The sequence below is a fragment of the Aquabacterium sp. genome (assembly GCF_035476535.1).
Taxonomy (GTDB): Bacteria; Pseudomonadota; Gammaproteobacteria; order Burkholderiales; family Burkholderiaceae_C; genus Pseudaquabacterium.
The window spans coordinates 1-18,546 of record NZ_DATILJ010000266.1 but is presented as its reverse complement, the minus strand read 5'-3'; the positions used below and the strand labels follow the sequence as shown (position 1 = coordinate 18,546).

The 18,546-nt window shown below is 70.0% G+C and carries 17 protein-coding genes and 1 pseudogene; 12 read left to right on the top strand and 6 right to left on the bottom strand.

Annotated features, from left to right (window positions below; all coding sequences use genetic code 11):
- The 4 genes from creD to VLK61_RS26575 all read left to right on the top strand — a co-directional run.
- On the top strand, positions 1 to 1,269 hold a 1,269-nt coding region (creD, locus tag VLK61_RS26590), incomplete at its 5' end, for a cell envelope integrity protein CreD (protein WP_325425706.1).
- Between the two features lie 10 nt (positions 1,270 to 1,279).
- Positions 1,280 to 3,010: a GMC family oxidoreductase gene (locus VLK61_RS26585; protein WP_325425704.1), complete on the top strand. Its 1,731-nt coding sequence runs from the start codon at positions 1,280 to 1,282 to the stop codon at positions 3,008 to 3,010.
- A 402-nt stretch (positions 3,011 to 3,412) separates the two neighbouring features.
- Positions 3,413 to 4,234, top strand: coding sequence for an HDOD domain-containing protein (locus VLK61_RS26580; protein WP_325425702.1), 822 nt, complete (start codon positions 3,413 to 3,415; stop codon positions 4,232 to 4,234).
- Positions 4,235 to 4,325: 91 nt separating this feature from the next.
- Entirely contained in the window at positions 4,326 to 6,014 is a 1,689-nt protein-coding gene (locus tag VLK61_RS26575; protein ID WP_325425700.1) for an AMP-binding protein, read from the top strand.
- Between the two features lie 2 nt (positions 6,015 to 6,016).
- On the opposite strand, the gene phhA is transcribed toward VLK61_RS26575, so the two are convergent.
- Positions 6,017 to 6,940, bottom strand: coding sequence for a phenylalanine 4-monooxygenase (gene phhA, locus VLK61_RS26570; RefSeq protein ID WP_325425698.1), 924 nt, complete (start codon positions 6,938 to 6,940; stop codon positions 6,017 to 6,019).
- 110 nt (positions 6,941 to 7,050) lie between these two features.
- Here phhA and VLK61_RS26565 point away from each other — a divergent pair, with 110 nt between their 5' ends.
- Positions 7,051 to 7,533, top strand: coding sequence for an Lrp/AsnC family transcriptional regulator (locus VLK61_RS26565; RefSeq protein ID WP_325425696.1), 483 nt, complete (start codon positions 7,051 to 7,053; stop codon positions 7,531 to 7,533).
- Between the two features lie 27 nt (positions 7,534 to 7,560).
- Positions 7,561 to 7,950, top strand: a complete 390-nt coding sequence (locus tag VLK61_RS26560; RefSeq protein ID WP_325425694.1) for a DUF488 domain-containing protein — start codon at positions 7,561 to 7,563, stop codon at positions 7,948 to 7,950.
- 10 nt (positions 7,951 to 7,960) lie between these two features.
- Here VLK61_RS26560 and VLK61_RS26555 read toward each other — a convergent pair whose 3' ends face one another.
- Positions 7,961 to 8,710, bottom strand: a complete 750-nt coding sequence (locus tag VLK61_RS26555) for an alpha/beta fold hydrolase (RefSeq protein WP_325425692.1) — start codon at positions 8,708 to 8,710, stop codon at positions 7,961 to 7,963.
- Between the two features lie 137 nt (positions 8,711 to 8,847).
- Here VLK61_RS26555 and VLK61_RS26550 point away from each other — a divergent pair, with 137 nt between their 5' ends.
- Positions 8,848 to 9,804: a CysB family HTH-type transcriptional regulator gene (locus VLK61_RS26550; protein WP_325425690.1), complete on the top strand. Its 957-nt coding sequence runs from the start codon at positions 8,848 to 8,850 to the stop codon at positions 9,802 to 9,804.
- A 46-nt stretch (positions 9,805 to 9,850) separates the two neighbouring features.
- Positions 9,851 to 11,359, top strand: coding sequence for an amidase (locus VLK61_RS26545; RefSeq protein WP_325425688.1), 1,509 nt, complete (start codon positions 9,851 to 9,853; stop codon positions 11,357 to 11,359).
- Between the two features lie 2 nt (positions 11,360 to 11,361).
- Here VLK61_RS26545 and VLK61_RS26540 read toward each other — a convergent pair whose 3' ends face one another.
- Together VLK61_RS26540 and VLK61_RS26535 are read right to left on the bottom strand one after the other, a co-directional pair.
- Positions 11,362 to 11,931 carry an NADPH-dependent FMN reductase gene (locus VLK61_RS26540; RefSeq protein ID WP_325425686.1) on the bottom strand — a complete coding sequence of 190 codons (570 nt, stop codon included), beginning with the start codon at positions 11,929 to 11,931 and terminating at the stop codon, positions 11,362 to 11,364.
- A 146-nt stretch (positions 11,932 to 12,077) separates the two neighbouring features.
- Positions 12,078 to 12,296: a TOBE domain-containing protein gene (locus VLK61_RS26535; RefSeq protein ID WP_325425684.1), complete on the bottom strand. Its 219-nt coding sequence runs from the start codon at positions 12,294 to 12,296 to the stop codon at positions 12,078 to 12,080.
- Positions 12,297 to 12,457: 161 nt separating this feature from the next.
- Between VLK61_RS26535 and VLK61_RS26530 the strand changes: the two genes are divergently transcribed.
- The 4 genes from VLK61_RS26530 (at position 12,458) to VLK61_RS26515 (ending at position 17,340) form a co-directional block, all read left to right on the top strand.
- Entirely contained in the window at positions 12,458 to 13,873 is a 1,416-nt protein-coding gene (locus VLK61_RS26530; RefSeq protein ID WP_325425682.1) for an FAD/NAD(P)-binding protein, read from the top strand.
- Between the two features lie 105 nt (positions 13,874 to 13,978).
- Entirely contained in the window at positions 13,979 to 14,173 is a 195-nt protein-coding gene (locus tag VLK61_RS26525; RefSeq protein WP_325425680.1) for a hypothetical protein, read from the top strand.
- A gap of 293 nt (positions 14,174 to 14,466) precedes the next feature.
- Positions 14,467 to 16,623 carry a protein-disulfide reductase DsbD family protein gene (locus VLK61_RS26520; protein ID WP_325425678.1) on the top strand — a complete coding sequence of 719 codons (2,157 nt, stop codon included), beginning with the start codon at positions 14,467 to 14,469 and terminating at the stop codon, positions 16,621 to 16,623.
- 87 nt (positions 16,624 to 16,710) lie between these two features.
- A complete protein-coding gene (locus tag VLK61_RS26515) occupies positions 16,711 to 17,340 on the top strand; it encodes a thioredoxin family protein (protein WP_325425676.1) in 630 nt (209 codons plus the stop codon).
- Between the two features lie 67 nt (positions 17,341 to 17,407).
- Here the strand turns inward: VLK61_RS26515 and VLK61_RS26510 are convergent, their stop codons facing one another.
- On the bottom strand, positions 17,408 to 18,298 hold the full coding sequence (locus tag VLK61_RS26510) for an ATP-binding cassette domain-containing protein (protein WP_325425673.1): 891 nt from the start codon (positions 18,296 to 18,298) through the stop codon (positions 17,408 to 17,410).
- A gap of 23 nt (positions 18,299 to 18,321) precedes the next feature.
- Positions 18,322 to 18,546: pseudogene (locus VLK61_RS26505) on the bottom strand (ABC transporter permease); the annotation flags it as partial.

The window sequence follows — 18,546 nt, the reverse complement described above, 5'->3', positions numbered from 1 at the left end:
TGGCTGCAGCGCCACTGCAGCGAGGAGTGGGAGGTGATCAGCGGCGAAGGCAAGGAGCGCAAGACCACGGCGGACAAGCGCGAGTTCACGCTGATCGCCACCGCCGACACCCTGGCCGCCGAGGGCGATGCGCGCGCCGATGTGCGCCAGCGCGGGCTGTTCCGCGTCAACAGCTATGCCGCGGAGTTGAAGCTCGACGCCCGCTGGGCCTCGCTGGCCGGCCTGCAGCCGCAGCGCGAGCATGCCGGTTCGCGCCTGCTGTGCGGCCCGGCACGGCTGGTGCTGACGCTCAGCGATGTGCGCGGCGTGCGCGCGGCCCAGGTGCTGATCGATGGCCAGCCGCAGACCGTCCAGGCCGGCACCCACCACGCCAAGTACGCCAGCGGCCTGCATGCCGAGCTGCCCGCGGCGCGGCTGGCCGACACCGACACCGACACCGCGCCGCTGCGCGCGCAGCTGAAGCTGGACCTGGCCGGCACCGGCCAGTTGGCGCTGGTGCCGGCCGCCGGCGCTACCGACTGGCGCCTGAAGTCCGACTGGCCGCACCCCTCCTTCGGCGGCCGCTTCCTGCCCAGCCAGCACAGCGTCACGTCGCAGGGCTTCGACGCGCAGTGGAAGGTCTCCTCGCTGGCCACTGCCGCACCCGCCGAGCTGTCGCGCGGCGCGGCGCTGTGCACGCCGACGCAGCGCACCGAGCCGGACGGCACCACCGTCAGCCCGCCCACCCCGGCCTGCCTGGACACCTTGTCGGTGGCTTTCTTCGACCCGGTGAACCCCTATGTGCTGAGCGACCGCGCGATCAAGTACGGCCTGCTGTTCGTCGTGCTCACCTTCGTCGCGGTGGCGCTGATCGAGGTGCTGTCCGCGCGGCGCGTGCACCCGGTGCAGTACCTGCTGGTGGGCCTGGCGCTGAGCCTGTTCTTCCTGCTGCTGCTGAGCCTGTCCGAGCACGTCGCCTTCGCGCAGGCCTATGCCGCGGCGGCCGGCGCCTGTGCGCTGCTGCTGGGCTACTACGCCGCGCACATGCTGGGCCACGGCCTGGGCGGTGCGGCCTTCGGCGCCGCGATCGCGCTGCTCTACGGCCTGCTGTACCTGCTGCTGCAAATGGAGCAGAACGCGTTGGCGGTGGGCTCGGTGGTGCTGTTCGCCGCACTGGCCGCGGTGATGGTGCTGACCCGCCGCATCGACTGGTACGCGCTGTTCGACAGCTGGCGCGGCGGCAACACCGCCGGGCCGGTGCGGAGGGCCGCGGCCGAGACCAGCGCTTAAGCTCGGGGGCATGCAGACCAACAATCCGAGCAGCACCTCCAGCAGCACCCCCAGCAGCGCTCCGAGCAACACCCCGACCTACGACCACATCATCGTCGGCGCCGGCACCGCCGGCTGCCTGCTCGCCAACCGGCTGAGCGCGGACACCACGCGCCGCGTGCTGCTGATCGAGGCCGGCGGCTACGACGACTACCTGTGGGTGCACATCCCCGTCGGCTACCTGTACTGCATCGGCAACCCGCGCACCGACTGGCTGTTCAACACCGAGCCCGACCCGGGCCTGAACGGCCGTTCGCTGCGCTACCCGCGCGGCAAGGTGCTGGGCGGCTGCTCCAGCATCAACGGCATGATCTACATGCGCGGCCAGCAGCGGGATTACGACGGCTGGGCCGAGGCCTGTGGCGATGCCGGCTGGCGCTGGGACGACTGCCTGCCCTACTTCCGCCAGCATGAAGATCATTGGCGCGGCAGCGACAAGCGGCATGCCGCGGCCGCGGCCAGCGACGCCGGTTATGCGGCCGCGCATGGCGTGGGTGGCGAATGGCGGGTCGAGCGGCAGCGCCTGTCCTGGGAGATCCTGGATGCCTTTGCCGCCGCCGCGCAGCAGGCCGGCATCCCGGCGACCGCCGACTTCAACCGCGGCAACAACGAAGGCGTCGGCTACTTCGAGGTCAACCAGCACCGCGGCATCCGCTGGAACACCACCAAGGCCTTCCTGCGGCCCGTGGTGGCACGGCCGAACCTGCAGGTGTGGACCGGCGCGCAGGTCACGCGGCTGATCGTCGAACACGGCGAGCAGGGGCCGCGCGTCACCGGCGTCGAGGTGCGACCGGTCGGCGGCGGCGCGCCGGTCACGGCGCACGCGACCCACGAGGTGGTGATGGCCGCCGGCGCGGTCGGCACGCCGCAGATCCTGCAGCTCTCGGGCATCGGCCCCGGTGCGCTGCTGCAGCAGCATGGCATTGCCGTGCAGCATGAATTGCCGGGCGTCGGCGAGAACCTGCAGGACCACCTGCAGATCCGTGCGGTGTTCCAGGTCGACGGTGTGCGCACGCTGAACACGCTGGCCAACTCGCTGTTCGGCAAGGCCCGCATCGGGCTGGAATACCTGCTGCGCCGCACCGGGCCGATGAGCATGGCGCCGTCGCAGCTGGGCTTGTTCACGCGCTCGTCGCCGCAGCACGCGTGGCCCAACCTGCAGTACCACGTGCAGCCGCTGTCGCTGGACGCCTTCGGCGAGCCGCTGCACCGCTACAACGCCTTCACCGCCAGCGTCTGCAACCTGAACCCGACATCACGTGGCCATGTGCGCATCCGCTCGGCCAAGCCCGAGGACGCGCCGGCGATCATGGCCAACTACCTGTCGACCGAGGCCGACCGCCAGGTGGCCGCCGACTCGCTGCGCCTGACCCGCCGCATTGCCGCGCAACCGGCCTTGGCCAAGTACCAGCCGCGCGAGGTCAAGCCCGGTGTGCAGTTCCAGAGCGACGACGAACTGGCGCGCCTGGCCGGCGACATCGGCACCACCATCTTCCACCCGGTGGGCACCTGCCGCATGGGCCGGGCCGACGACCCGCTGGCCGTCGTCGATGCGCAACTGCGCGTGCGCGGCCTGGCCGGCCTGCGCATTGCGGACGCCAGCGTGATGCCCCGCATCACCAGCGGCAACACCAATTCGCCGACGCTGATGATTGCCGAGCGGGCCGCGCAGTGGCTGCGGGCCGACGCCGAAGCACGTTGATCGGCAGCCGATCCCGCGTCTGCGGGGCCGGCTGTGGTTTTGCCACCGCATGACGGGTTATCCCGGACTGACGCCCAGCGGCTCGCTGCCTACATTGCGGCCACTCGGCGGTGTTGAGCGTGCTCGACACCGCCCGGGGGACTGAGGAGACAGCAACAGAGTCAACGACGATAAGAGGCCTGGGGTGGCAGCGCGCCGAGACAGCGGTGACGCGCCGGACACGGGACAGAGTTTTCAGGCGCCGGGTGATCCCCGGCGCTTTTTTATGCCCGCCTCGCTGGCGGCCGGCCATGGCGCGGAATTGACCGCCTGTCGCCCCACGATTCGTTGCATCGCCGGTGGCGCACAGCCGCTACGCTCGGGCCACATCCCCTCAGGGCGGGCCGCGTGCCCGTGGTGCCCATGTCCGTCAATCCGCAGTTGCGCACGCTCGATATCGACATCCCGTCCAAGCCCGACACGCTGGTGCGCCTGTCGCTGCTGATGGCCGATGAGGACGTGAACCTGCAGGCCATCGGCAGCCTGGTCGAGTCCGACATGGCGCTGGCCGCTTCGGTGATGAAGGCCGTGAACTCCTCGCTGTACGGGCTGAAGGGCCGGGTGCAGAGCGTGCAGCAGGCGGTCACCTACCTGGGCACGCGGGAGATCGCCGGCATCACCTTCGAGATGGGCTTGCGGGCGGCCTTTCCGCCGGCACCGGAGCTGGACCCGATCTGGGCCCGCGCCACGCAGCGCGGCCTGCTGATGGGCCGGCTGGGCCAGGCGCTGGGGCTGGATGCCTGGGGCGCACATTCGGCCGGGCTGTTCGAGGAATGCGGCAAGGCGGTGCTGTTCCGCCATGCGCCGGACCACTACCGCGCGATGCTGCGCGCCACCACCACCGATCCTGAGCTGTGCCAGCTGGAGCACACCGGTTTCGGCGTCAGCCACGACGCGCTGGGCGCCGCGCTGTGCGAAAGCTGGGGCCTGGGCCTCGCCGCGGTGGCCAGCGTGCGCCACCATGTGCCGGCGCAGGCTGCGCAGGACCTGCTGTCGGTGCCGCCGGCCCGGCGCTCGGTGCTGGCGCTGTCGGTGCTGGTGCAGGCGATGATGAGCCATCCCGAAACGCTGGACACCGTGGCTGCCAAGATCGCGCCGCAGGCCGAACTGGACAGCACCTTGCTGCTGCGCAGCGCGCGCCGCATCGAAGAGCAGCTCAAGGCCGCCGCCGAACACGGCAGGTGATCTAGCGCCCACTCTGGAAAGCCCCAGGGTTGCTGGCCGGCTGGGCCGGCTACCCTGCCCCGCGTCACCCTCGACTGCGGAAGACCGATTCATGAGCCAAGCCCTTGTGCCGTCCAGCGAGCTGGCGCTGCAGCGCCTGTACCACTGGGAAAAGACCTCGCCGAACCGGCATGTGTTCATCCAGCCGATGGGCGGCGGCACCATCCGCAACTTCAGCTGGAAGGAGGCGATGGACCAGACGCGACGCATGGCCGCGCACCTGAAGAGCCTGGGGCTGGAGCCCGGCGACAAGGTGGCGCTGCTGTCCAAGAACACCGCCTGGTGGCTGATGGCCGATTGGGCCATCTGGATGGCCGGCGGCGTCTCGGTGCCGCTGTACCCGACGCTGGCCGCCGACACCATCCGCCAGATCCTGAACCACAGCGAATCCAAGCTGCTGTTCATCGGCAAGCTCGATGGCTTCGACGGCATGAAGTCCGGCATCCCGGCCGGCCTGCCCTGCATCAGTTTGCCGCTGGCCCCCAAGGTGGATTGCCCGGCCTGGGACGACATCATTGCCAAGACCCAGCCGATCAAGGGCGAGCCGGTGCGCGACGGCAACGACCTGTCGACCATCATGTACACCTCGGGCACCACCGGCGCGCCCAAGGGCGTGATGCACAGCTTCAACACCTTTGCGTGGTCGATCTCGTCCGGCATCAAGCGCGTGAATTTCGATGCCGACACGCGCATGCTGAGCTACCTGCCGCTGTCGCATGTGGCCGAGCGCACGCTGGTCGAGCATGGCCTGTTCGCCACCGGCATGCAGGTCTACTTCGCCGAGAGCCTGGAAACCTTCACGCAGGACCTGCAGCGCGCCCGGCCCACCTGCTTCTTCTCGGTGCCGCGGCTGTGGGTCAAGTTCCAGCAGGGCGTCAGCGCCAAGATGCCGCCGGAAAAACTCAAGAAGCTGCTGAAGATCCCGATCGTGCGCAGCCTGGTGCGCAAGAAGATCCTCGGCGCGCTGGGGCTGGACCAGTGCGTGCTGGCCGCCGGCGGCGCCGCGCCGATGCCGCCCGAGCTGCTGAAGTGGTACGCCGACCTCGGCCTGCCCATCGTCGAGGTCTACGGCATGACCGAGAACTGTGGCGTCTCGCACGCCACGCTGCCCGGCGTGCAGCGCCCGGGCACCGTGGGCCAGCCGTATGACGGCGTGCTGACCCGCATCGACCCGGCCAACGGCGAGATCCAGGTCAAGAGCCCCGGCCTGATGCTCGGCTACTTCAAGGAGCCCGAGCTGACCAAGCAGTCCTTCACCGACGACGGCTGGCTGCACACCGGCGACAAGGGCGCGCTGGACGCCGAAGGCAACCTGCGCATCACCGGCCGCGTGAAGGACTTGTTCAAGACCAGCAAGGGCAAGTACGTCGCGCCGGCGCCGATCGAGGACCGGCTGGTGATGCACAACGCCATCGAGGCCTGCTGCGTGACCGGCGCCAACCTGGGCCAGCCGCTGGGCATCGTGATGCTGAACATCGACGCCGCCAAACGCGCAAAGGACGCGGCCGGGCGCGGCGAGCTGGAAACCTCGCTGGCCACCCACCTGAAGACCGTCAACTCGACGCTGGACCCGCATGAGCAGCTCGACAGCCTGATCGTCGTGACCGAGCCCTGGTCGGTGGACAACGGCTTCATCACGCCGACCTTCAAGGTCAAGCGCAACCGGGTCGAAGAGGTCTATTCCGGGCAGTACGAGACCTGGTCCGAATCGCGGCGCAAGGTGATCTGGGCCACGGCCTGAGTTCAGGCGCGTGGCCGCTTGGCCGCATGGTACGCACCGCTGCCGCGGTGGAACACGCGGTCCGTGGCCAGCACCTCGCCGGGCTGGTAGTCGGGCAGGTCGGCCGCCCCGCTGTCCAGCCGCGCATACAGCGGCGCGAAATCGATGTGGGCCAAGTCCAGCAGCTTGTCCAGGTTGTCGACGACGAAGTAGGTCTCCTGGAAATCGTCGATGCGGTAGTGCGTGCGCATCACGCGCTCGAGGTCAAAGCCGATGCGGTTCGGTGAGGCATCGTCCAGCGAGAACAGGCTTTCGGTGAAGGACGACGCGATGCCGGCGCCGTAGATGCGCAAGCCATTGGCCTGGCGCAGCAGGCCGAACTCCACCGTGTACCAGTAGACGCGGGCCAGGTTGGCCAGTTTGCCCAGGCGCTGCGCACGCAGACCGCCTTCGCCATAGGCCTGGATGTAATCGGCAATCGCCGGGTTCATCAGCATCGGCACGTGGCCGAAGACGTCGTGGAAGACATCGGGCTCTTCCAGGTAATCCAGCTGCTGCGGCCGGCGTATGAAGTTGCCCGATGGAAAACGCCGGTTGGCCAGGTGCTCGAAGAACACCTCGTCGGGCACCAGCCCCGGCACTGCCACCACCTGCCAGCCGGTGCGCTGCATCAGCGCATCGGACAAGCGCCGGAAGTCCGGGATCTGGTGCGCGTCCATCGGCAGGTCCTGCATGCCCTGCACGAACTCGTCGCAGGCGCGGCCGGGCAGCAGTTGGGTCTGCCGCTCGAACAGCGTCTTCCACACGCCGTGGTCTTCGGCGCTGTAGTTCGCCCAGCCCTGGTCGATGGTCCAGTCCGGCCGCTCGGCCTGCGCGCCGGCGACCGGGCCATGGGGGTGGCCCGCGAGGTCCGCCTCACCGGACTGCTCGTTGAGTTGGCGCTGCATCACGTCTCCTGCTGTGGATCCGGCCACTGTAGCGACGCAGCCGCGCTGCTTTCATGCAAACTCCAGCCTCTGTTCCGCTCCTCTCGCAGGAAACCTGCGGCGTCGACCCCATGCAGGACCCCATCAGTCTCGATGCGATCGACAGGCGCTTGCTTCAAGCGCTGCAGGCCGATGGCCGCATGACCTACGACGAGCTCGCCGAACGTGTCGGCCTGTCGCCCTCGGCCGCGCTGCGTCGCGCCAAGCGGCTGGAGGAGGCCGGCGTGATCAGCGGCTACGTCGCGCTGGTGAATGCGGAAGCCATCGGCCTGGGCCTGACGGCCTACCTGAATGTGCGTCTGGCCAAACACAGCGAGGGTGAGCGCCGCAGCCCGATGGAGGTCTTCAAAGCCGCCGTGCAGGCCTGGCCGGAGGTGGTGGAATGCGTGGCGCTGGCCGGCGACATGGACTACCTGCTGCGCGTGGTGGTGGCCGACATGGCGCACTACTCGCGCTTCGTGATGGACACGCTGCTGCGCCACCCCAGCGTGCAGGACTGCAAGACCAGCTTCGTGCTCGAACGCGTCAAGGTCACCACCGCCTTGCCGGTGTGAACAGATCCCAACCAAGGGGAGACAGCCATGGCCATCCGCATCGTCAGGCTCGGCAGTGAACGCGCTGCCGATGAAGGGCCGCGCATCGGCACGGTGCGGCGACCACCGCGCGGCGTGCCGAAGGCCGAGTTCGCGGGCCAGAACTGGTACGACGTCTGGTACCCGAACCTGGCGCCCAGCGCCGAGACCATGAAGCTCGGCCAGCAGGTGGCCGACGACGCCGGCTGGGCGGCCTTTGCCAAACGCTACCGCGCCGAGATGGCCGAGCCCGATGCCTCGCGCAGCCTGGACCTGCTGGCCACGCTGTCACGGCACAGCGGATTCTCGGTCGGCTGTTATTGCGAGCACGAAGCGCGCTGCCACCGGGCTATCCTGCGCGCCCTGCTGCAGGAACGCGGCGCAACGGTGATCGATTGATTCGGGCTGCCTAACGCGTATTCGCAGCGGCCCGAGTGCCGGCTTCAGCGTTGACCTGTGCGTCGACCCGATCCAGCCAATCGCCCAGCAGCGCGTTGATGCGTTGCGGCTGCTCCAGCGTCAGCAAATGGCCGCAGTCCGGCAGCAGCACCAGGTCGGCCTGCGGCACGGCGGCGGCAATCTCGCGTGAGTACTCGGGCGGCGTCAGCAGGTCGGCCTCGCCGCACACCACCAGCAGCGGGCAGGAGAGGCCGGCCAGCAAGGGCCGGCTGTCGGCGCGGGCCATGATCGCGCGGTTCTGCCGGATCAGCTGCTCGGGCCCGGCGCGGCGCACCATCGCCAGGTAGTCGGCCACCAGTTCCGGGTCCTGGGCCTTGGACGCGTGGAAGGCGAAGGGCACATTCGCGCGCAGCACCTCGTCCATGCGGCCGGTTTCGAACAGGCCGATGGCATTCGTGCGCAGCGCGATCAGCTCCGGCGTGTCCGGCCGCGCCGAGCTGCCCAGCAGTGCCATCGCCCGCACGCGCTGCGGCGCCTGGCGGAAGACCTCCAGCGCCAGGATGCCGCCCATCGAGGTGCCGATCAGCACCAGCGGCCCGTCATGCGCGGCCAGCAGGCCGATGGCCATTTCAGGCAGCGTGCCGAAGTGAGCGTGGGCTTCCGTCACATGCACCGGCCCGCGGGCCTGCAGCATGGGGAGCTGGTCGCGCCACAAGGTCACGTCACTGGCCAGGCCGGGGAGCAGGATCACGGTCGTCATCGCGCCAGTGTGCCAGCCGTGGCGCGGCCATCCAGCCCGACCTTATGCGCTTTTCCTGCTTGCTTAAGCCAAACCATTCGTTTGCTGATCCAATCCCGTGCCAACAATTCGGTTTCCGCATAAGCAAGGCGCGCATCGTGAATTTTCAGCAACTCCGCTCGGTACGCGAAACCGTGCGCCAGGGCTTCAACCTGACCGAGGTGGCGGCCTCGCTGCACACCTCGCAGCCGGGGGTCAGCCGGCAGATCCGCGAGCTGGAGGAAGAACTCGGCATCGAGATCTTCGTGCGCGCCGGCAAGCGCCTGACCGGGCTCACCCCGCCGGGCGTGACCGTGCTGCCGATCGTCGAGCGGCTGCTGCACGAAGCGTCGAACCTGAAGCGGGCCGGCGAAGACTTCGCACGCAGCGGGGCCGGCGCGCTGACCATCGCCGCCACGCACTCGCAGGCCCGCTACGCGCTGCCGGCGGCGGTGCGCGACTTCCGCGCCGGCAAGCCGCAGGTGCAGCTGCACCTGCACCAGGGCACGCCGCAGCAGGTGGCGCGCATGCTGATCGATGGCGAAGCGGACATCGGCATCGCCACCGAAGCACTGGCCCACTACGAAGAGCTGCTGGCGCTGCCCTGCTACCGCTGGACGCACAGCGTGGTGATGCCCTACGACCACCCGCTGGCCGCCGATGCCGACCAGGGCAAGCCGCTGACCCTGCAGCGCCTGGCCGACTATCCGCTGATCACCTACGAATCCGGCTACACCGGCCGCGCGCACATCGACGAAGCCTTCGCCAAGGCCGGCCTGGCGCCCGAAGTGGTGCTGGTGGCGATGGACGCCGACGTGATCAAGACCTATGTCGAGCTGGGCATGGGCGTGGGCATCGTCGCGGCGATCGCCTACGACGAGGAGCGCGACCGCCACCTGCGCGCCATCGACGCGCGCCACCTGTTCGCCGCCAACATGACGCGGCTGGCCATCAAGCGCGGCAGCTACCTGCGCGACTATGTCTACGAGTTCATCACCACCTTCGCCGCGCCGCTGACGCGGGCGGTGGTCGAGCAGGCGCTGGCCAGCACGCCGGGCGAGGATTCGATGCTGTGAGGCCACCGGCCTATAGTCCCGTTCGCCTTCAGGCAAGGGGGACGGCATGGCCTTCGACGACTACGCGCAGCACGACGCACTCGGCCTCGCGGCGCTGGTGCGCAGCGGCGACATCAGTCCCGACGAGTTGCTCGACGCCGCGCAGCAGCGCATCGCCGCCCACAACCCGGCACTGAACGCGGTGATCGTCAACGCCGACGACTGGGCCCGGCGCGACCTGGCCCAGCGCCGCGCTGCCGGCAGCGAGTGCAGCGGTGTCTTCGCCGGCGTGCCGGTGCTGGTGAAAGACCTGCTGGCGATGGTGCAAGGCCTCAGCACCTGGCATGGCAACCGCCTGCTGCAGGCCCGGCTGCCGATCGCCGGCCACGACAGCGAATTCATCCGCCGCCTGCGCGCCACCGGCGCGCTGATCATCGGCAAGACCAACACGCCCGAGTTCGGCCTGACCCCGTTCACCGAGCCCGAGACCAGCGGCCCCGCGCGCAACCCCTGGGACACCACGCGCACCCCCGGCGGCTCCAGCGGCGGTTCGGCCGCGGCGGTGGCCGCCGGTTTCGTGCCGCTGGCCACCGGCGGTGATGGCGGCGGCTCGATCCGCATCCCCGCGTCCTGCTGCGGGCTGTTCGGCCTGAAGCCCACGCGGGGCCGCGTGCCCAGCGGGCCGGACCTCGGTGACCTGTGGAGCGGCTTCGCGATCGAGCATGGCCTGACCCGCTCGGTGCGCGACAGCGCCGCGCTGCTCGACGCGGTGGCCGGCATGGATGCCGGTGCGCCGATCGCCGCGCCGTTTCAGGCCCGGGCCTTTCTCGACGAAGTGGGCACCGGCCCGGGCCGCCTGCGCATCGGCGTCAGCACCGAGCCCTGGCTCGGACAGAGCGTCGACGTGGACTGTCTGAAGGCCGTCGAACACGGCAGCACGCTGCTGCGCTCTCTGGGCCACGAGGTGGTCGACATCCGCCTGCCGATCAAGCGACAGGCCTTTGCCGAGGACTACCTGATCGTGCTGGCGGCCAATGTGCGCAGCGAGATCGAGACCATCGCCAAGCTGCTGCGCCAGCGCGCGCGGCGCAGCGACTACGAAGCCGCCACCTGGGCGCTGGCGATGATGGGCCGCAGCTTCAGCGCCGCGGAACTGATCAGCGCCCAGCACCGCCTGCAGGCGCTGGGCCGCAGGATCGGCCAGCAGTTCGAGACCATCGATGTGCTGCTGACACCCACGCTGGCCACGGCGCCGCCGCTGGTCGGTGCGCTGCAGCCCAGCGCCGCCGAACGCTTCCAGCTGAACCTGATGGGCGCACTGAACCAGCCCTGGCTGCTGCGATGGCTCGGCGGGCTGCAGCAGATGGCCGACAAGGTCTTCGCCTTCATGCCCTACACGCCGGTGTTCAACGCCACCGGCCAGCCGGCGATGTCGATGCCGCTGCACTGGAACGATGCCGGCTTGCCGATCGGTGTGCAATTCGTCGGCCGCTTCGGCGACGAAGCCACGCTGTTCCGGCTGGCCGGGCAGCTGGAACGCGCGCAGCCCTGGGCGCAGCGGCGGCCGCGGCTGTAGGTCTATGGGGCGCTGAAGCGCTCGACCCAGGCGGCCAGCGCCGCGGCAAAGCGTTCGAGCAGCTGCCGCGTGGTGTCGGCGGCCACCGTGCCGTCCTCGGCAATCAGCTCCGGCGTGAACTGCAGGTAGAGCTCCGGCTGGCTCATCAGGTGCACGTTCAGCACCGACAGCACGTTGCGCAGGTGCTGCTGCACGGCGGCCGTGGCCAGCTGCCCCGGCGAGGTGCCGCAGATCGCCGCCGGCTTGCCGCCCACCGAGTTCTTGCCCTTCGGCCGCGAGGCCCAGTCGATGGCGTTCTTCAGCGGGGCGGGGATCGAGCGGTTGTACTCCGGGGTCACGAAGAGCAGGCCGTCACAGGCTTCGACTGCGCGCTTGAATTCGACCACCGGCTCGGGCAGCGCATTCTCCAGATCCTGGTTCAACAGCGGCAGCGTGCCGATCTCGATGAAGTTGAACTGCAGCGACGGCGGTGCCAGCCTCTGGATGGCCAGCGCCAGGCGTTTGTTGATCGACTGCTGGCGCAGGCTGCCGACGATGATGCCGATGTGGCGGATGGGCGTGGGGGTGCTCATGCGCGGATGGTAAGGGCGCGCGCAGCTGGGCTAGATCGCGAACTGCCACTCGGCGATCGCAGCGTGCGCCGGCCGCTGTTCACGGGCCAGCTGCTGTTCCATCGCCATCACCCGGCGCCATGGCCGGCTGCATCGCAGGGTGGCGCTCAGAGCGTCGCGATCGAGACTTCGGTGGCCTTGACCAGCGCAATCACCTCCTTGCCGACCACCAGGCCCAGCTCCTTGACCGAGCGCGTGGTGATCACCGAGGTGACGATCTGGCCCGACGCGGTTTGCACGTCCACCTCCGACAGCACGGGCCCGTCGATGATTTCGCGGATCTGGCCGCGGAACTGGTTGCGCACATTGATGGCGGTGATGCTCATGGCTGGAATCCTGCGTTGGGGAGTGCACAGTGTTGTGCCGGCACCGCCCGGCCGTGAACGAAGCGTTTCGCGAATGCTCATGCGGCCCATGCATCCATGGCCCTGAAATTGCTCACCCCTAAGATCGGAGCCTCGCGCACGCTGCGAACCCCCGGCTGCCCATGACTTTCGCCGATCTGCCCAACGCCCGGCCGCCGCGCCGTGTCGCCATCGTCGGTGCCGGCTTCAGCGGCGCCGTCACCGCCATCCAGCTGCTGCGCCATGCGCCGCCCGAAGGTCTGCAGGTGGTGCTGATCAACGAGTCCGGCCGCATGGCGCGCGGCCTGGCCTACGGCACCCACAGCAACGCGCATGTGCTGAACGTGCCGGCCGGCAACATGAGCGCGCTGGCCGACGATGCCGAGGATTTCGTGCGTTACTGCCGCTGGTCGGATCCGCGCATCGAGCCCGGCTCCTTCGTGTCGCGCCGGCTCTACGGCGCCTACCTCGAGGCACTGCTGTCGGCGGCCGAGCTGCAGAACGACGGCCAAACCACGCTGGAGCGCATCGTCGGCCGCGTGATCGGGCTGCACACCGAGGGGCCAGGTGGCCGCGCCGAACTGCTGCTGGAGCAGGGCAGCTCGCTGCTGGCCGACCGCGTGGTGCTGGCCTTCGGCCACTTCACGCCGATCGATCCGCTGCCCGCCGCCGCGGTGGCGGAGGCCGGCGCGCGCTACATCCGCGACCCCTGGCGGCCGGGCGCGCTGCATGGCATCCAGCCGGCCGACGATGTGCTGCTGGTCGGCGCCGGGCTGACCGCGGTGGACGTGGCGCTGGCGCTGTCCAGCGGGCCGCGCGGCGGGCGCTTGCTCAGCATCTCCCGGCGCGGGCTGGCGCCGCAATCGCACCGCAAGAGCGGCGCGGCGCCCGGCACGCTGGACGCCAGCGCGCTGGCTGCCGAGATGGGCCACACCGTGCGCCAGCAATGCCGCGTGCTGCGCCAGCATGTGCAGCAGGCGCTGGCCCGCGGCGAAGACTGGCGCGACGTGATCGGCGCGCTGCGCCCGCACACCGCCGCGCTGTGGCAGCGCCTGTCGCCGGCCGACCGGGCGCGCTTCCTGCGACATCCGCGAGCCCACTGGGAGGTGCTGCGCCACCGCTGCGCGCCGTCGGCCCACGACGCCTACCAGCGCCTGGTCGACACCGACGCGCTCAACGTGATGGCCGCGCGCGTCGCCAGCGTGCAGGCGGTGGCCGATGGCCTGCAGCTGCAGTTGCGCCCACGGGGTGCTCAGGCGGTTCGCGAGCTGAAGGTGCAGCACATCGTCAACTGCACCGGCCCCAGCGCCGACCTGCAGCGCTGCCCGTCGCCGCTGGTGCGCGGGCTGCTGCAGGCCGGCCGCCTGTGCCCGGATCCGCTGGGCCTGGGGCTGGTGGTCGACGAGCAGTACGCGGTGCTGGACCGCGCGGGCCGGCCGTCGGCCCTGCTGTCCTATATCGGCCCGCTGCTGAAAGCGCGCGACTGGGAGGCCACGGCCGTGCCCGAGTTGCGGCTGCATGCGCGGCGCCTGGCACTGCAACTGTTGGGTCGGCAGTGACGGATTTCGCATAACCAGCTGCCAAAGCCTTCGTTGGCCGGCTCGGGCCCGGGCCCTAGGCTGCAGGCCTTGCGGTGGATTGCCGCGTTCTGCCTGGAGCCCCCGATGCTCGTCTCCTCTTCTGTTCGCACCCCCACCTTCCGTCCGCTGCCGCCGGCCCTGCTGCAGGAGCCGCAGGCCGGCGCGGCGCGGCTGCAGGCCCCGGCGCGCACCGAGCCGGCCTACCGTGAGTCGGCCCATGGCAGCGTGGCCGACCGGGCCCGCATCGCGCAGCGCCTGATGGCCTTCGGCAGCTGGTGAGCTGTCGATCTCGACATTCGGCAGCTGGTGAGCTGCCGATCTCGACATTCGGCAGCTGGTGAGCTGCCGACGCCTGGCCCCAATCCCGACCCGAATTGCAGGGTCTTGTGAGGGGTGGTTTGCCAGCGTCGGCGCTTGAAGGTCACAGTCGGCGTTGTGCCGGGGCCAACGCGCCGGTGGGAATTGCCGTGCGCCCCTGGTTTGCTGTTGCCCTCGCCCCCTTGCGTTGCCTGGCCCTGCTGGTGGCGGGCTGGCCCGTGTTGGCGGCCGGTCCAAGCCCCGCGCCGGGGCCGATGGTGCAGACCCCGCAGGTGCGCGCCGAACTGGTGGCCCATGCGCCGGAAGGCCTGGCACCGGGCAAGCCGATGTGGCTGGGCCTGTCGCTCAAGCACATTCCGCACTGGCACACCTACTGGAAGAACCCAGGCGATTCCGGGCTGCCGACCACGCTGAGCTGGCAGCTGCCGGCCGGCGTGGCGGCCGGTGCGATCGAGTGGCCCACGCCGCAGCGCCTGCCGGTGGGGCCGCTGGTCAACTACGGCTACGAAGGCGATCTGCTGCTGCCGGTGCGGCTGACGGTGCCCGCCGGCTGGCAGGGCGACACGCTGCAGGTACGCCTGCGCGCCGACTGGCTGGTCTGCGCCGAGACCTGCATTCCCCAGTCCGGCAACTTTGCGCTGAACCTGCCGCGACAGGGCACCATCACTGCGCATGCCGCTCGTTTCGCGCAGGCCCAGGCGGCCGTGCCGCAAGCCTTGCCCGGGGCCACGCTGCAGGCGCGCGTCGATGGCCAGGCGCTGGTCTTCGATGTCGCCGGCCTGCCGACGGCCTGGCGGCAGCAGCCGCTGCGCCTGTTTGCCGAACAAGCCGGCGTCATCGACCATGCCGCGGCCGCGCAGCTGCAATGGCAGGGTGAGCGCCTGCAGATCCGCCAGGCCTTGTCGGACCAGCGCAGCGAAAGCCCCAACACGCTGCAACTGGTGCTGACGGCGCCCGGGCAGGCCCGCGGCGTGGCGCTGGCTGCGCCATTGACGGGCAGCTGGCCCGCAGTCGATGCACAAGCCGCTGCGCCCGCCGCGGTGTCGGTCGACAGCGGCAGCACGCCGGTCGCCGGCGGCCAAGCCGCCGCGGCAGCAACCGCGGCCGCGGGAACCATCGCCGCTTCATCCGGCAACGCAGCGGCCAGCGACGCAGCCACCAGCCCGATGCTGATCGTCACGCTGGGCCTGGCCTTCGTCGGCGGCCTGCTGCTGAACCTGATGCCCTGCGTCTTCCCGGTGCTGTCGCTCAAAGTACTCGGCCTGGCCGGCCAGGGCAACGACCGACGGCACCTGGTGGCCGGCGGCTTCGCCTACACGGCTGGCGTGCTGCTGTCGTTCATGGTGCTCGCCGGGTTGCTGCTGTTGATGCGCGCCGGCGGCGCCGAGCTGGGTTGGGGCTTCCAGTTGCAGTCGCCGGGTTTCGTCGCGCTGCTGGCGCTGCTGTTCACGCTGATCGGGCTGAACCTGTCGGGCGTGTTCGGCCTGAAGGGCGTGATGCCCGACCGGGTGTGCAGCCTGCGCGCCCGGCGGCCGCTGATGGACCATGCGCTGACGGGGGTGCTGGCGGTGCTGATCGCCTCGCCCTGCACCGCGCCGTTCATGGGCGCTGCGCTCGGCGTGGCGCTGGCGCAGACGCCGCTGCTGGCGCTGTCGGTGTTTGCCGCGCTGGGCCTGGGCATGGCGGCGCCCTATCTCCTGGTCTGCTGCTGGCCCGGCCTGGCCCGCCTGCTGCCGCGGCCGGGCGCCTGGATGGAGCAGCTGAAGATGCTGCTGGCCTTCCCGATGTACGCCACCGTCGTCTGGCTGCTGTGGGTGCTGGGCCACCAGGTCGGCATCGACGGTGCGGTGGCGCTGCTGGGCCTGCTGGTGCTGGTGGCGTTCGCCGCCTGGGTGCTGGGCGCGCCCTCGCTGGGCCGGCGCACCCGCCGTGGCCTGGGGGTGGTGGCGATGGCGCTGCTGGGCATCGGGCTGGCCTGGACCTGGCCGGCGCTGCAAGGTCCGCCCGCTGCCGTGGCAACGCAGCAGGCCTCGCTGGCGCCGGTTCTGGCGCGCTGGCAGGCCTGGTCGCCCGAAGCGGTGGCCCGCGCGCAAGCTGAAGGCCGGCCGGTGTTTGTCGATTTCACCGCCGCCTGGTGCGTGACCTGCCAGTTCAACAAGCACGGCGTGCTGTCCAACGCCAAACTGCTGGCCGAGCTGGACGCACGCCAGGTCCTGCTGCTGCGCGCCGACTGGACCCGTCGCGACGCCCGCATCACGCAGGCGCTGACCACGCTGGGCCGCAGCGGCGTGCCGGTGTACGCGCTGTACAGCCCCGGCCAGGCGCAGCCGCGGCTGCTGCCCGAGATCCTGAGCGTGGCCAAGGTGCGTGACGCCATCGCCGCCTGGCCCACGGCGTTCCCCTCTCCCTGATCACCCGATTTTTCGCCGGTTTGATCGCCTGCTAGTTCGCCTGTCAGTTCGCCAGTTTCGATGGCTTGTTCGACAAAGGAGTCCTCCATGAAGCCTAGCATCCACCGTTGGTCGTTCCTCGGCACCCTGGCCCTCGGTCTGGCGGCCACCGGCCTGGCCCACGCGCAAGCGGTGGTCGGCCAGCCGGCGCCGGCCTTCAAGGTCACCGACACCACGGGCAAGGCCGTGTCGTTGGCCGACTTCAAGGGCAAGCATGTGGTGCTCGAGTGGGTCAACCCAGGTTGCCCCTTCGTGCAGAAGCACTACGACAGCGGCAACATGCCGGCCACGCAGAAGTCCGCGCGCGCCAAGGAGGTGGTGTGGCTGAGCGTCAGCTCCACCTCGCGGGACGCCGGCGACTACAAGGCCCCGGCCGATCTGGCCGGCTGGCTGCAGCGCAAGGGCGCCGGCCCCTCCGCCACGCTGATGGACGATGACGGCAAGCTCGGCCGCAGCTACGGGGCGCGCACCACGCCGCACATGTACGTGATCGACCCGCAGGGCAAGCTGATCTATGCCGGCGCGATCGACAGCAAGCCCAGCAGCGATGTGGCCGACATCAAGACCGCGACCAACTACGTGAACCAGGCACTGGGCGAAGCGCTGGCCGGCAAGCCGGTGAGCAAAGCGACGACGCAGGCCTACGGCTGTTCGATCAAATACGCTTCCGGGGCGTGAATCTCCCACCCCCGGAGCGCCTTCGGCGGCTGCTTGATGGGCACTTGGCCGCGGGGCGGCCATGGTGCTACAGCGCGAAGCGCAGGGCGCTGGCTTGCCAGGCGGCGGGCTCTGGTTCCGGTGCTGGGGCCGGCTGCTGCAGCACGCGCTGCAGGATCTCGGCTTCATAACGTGCAAAAGCAGCGCCGGCGTGCGAGCGAGGTCGCGGCAGGGCGATGCGCTGATCCAGCGTGACCCGGTGGTCCTCGATCAGCAGCACGCGGTCGGCCAGCGCCACCGCCTCGCCGACATCGTGCGTCACCAGCAGCGCGGTGAAACCGTGCTGGCGCCACAACGATTCGATCAGCTGGTGCATCTCGATGCGCGTCAGCGCGTCCAGTGCGCCCAGCGGCTCGTCCAGCAGCAGCAGCCGTGGTGCATGCACGAGAGCCCGCGCCAGCGCCACGCGCTGCCGCTGGCCGCCGGACAGCACCGCCGGCCAGTCGCCGGCGCGGTCGGCCAGGCCCACCTGGGAGAGCGCCTCGGTGGCGCGCTCGCGCGCCGAGCGGCCTGCGAGGCCCAGGGCCACGTTGTCGACCACGCGCTTCCACGGCAGCAGCCGCGCGTCCTGGAACATGATGCGGATGTCGTCGCGCTGCGCCGCCAGCGGCTGCTGGCCATCGGCGTCGATGCGGCCGCTGTCCGCGGGCTCCAGCTGCGCCAGCAGCCGCAGCAGCGTGCTCTTGCCGCAGCCGCTGCGGCCGACGATGGCGACGAACTCGCCGGGCGCGATGCTCAGGTTGACGTCGCGCAGCACCGGGCGTTCGCCATAGGCCTTGCTGATGCCGCGCAAACTGAGCGGCAATCCGCGGACAGGGGGCGACAAGGCCGTTCGCTGCAATGGCGCGGCATGTGTCTGGCGAGGTGCTTCGTCGGCCAGCAGCGCCGCGCCATTCAGTTCAAGGACCAGTGGATTCATCAAGTCGTTCACCATCGTCGTGATCACATTGCGGGCTGATAGCCGGGATGCCAGCGAAGCCACCAGCGTTCGAGCGCCTTGGCCAATACATCAGCCAGCTTGCCCAGTCCCGCGTAGAGCAGGATCCCCACCAGCACCACATCGGTCTGCAGGAACTCACGCGCATTCATCGTCAGGTAGCCGATACCGGCCTGCGCCGAGATCGTCTCGGCAACGATCAGCAGCACCCACATCAGCCCCAGCGAAAA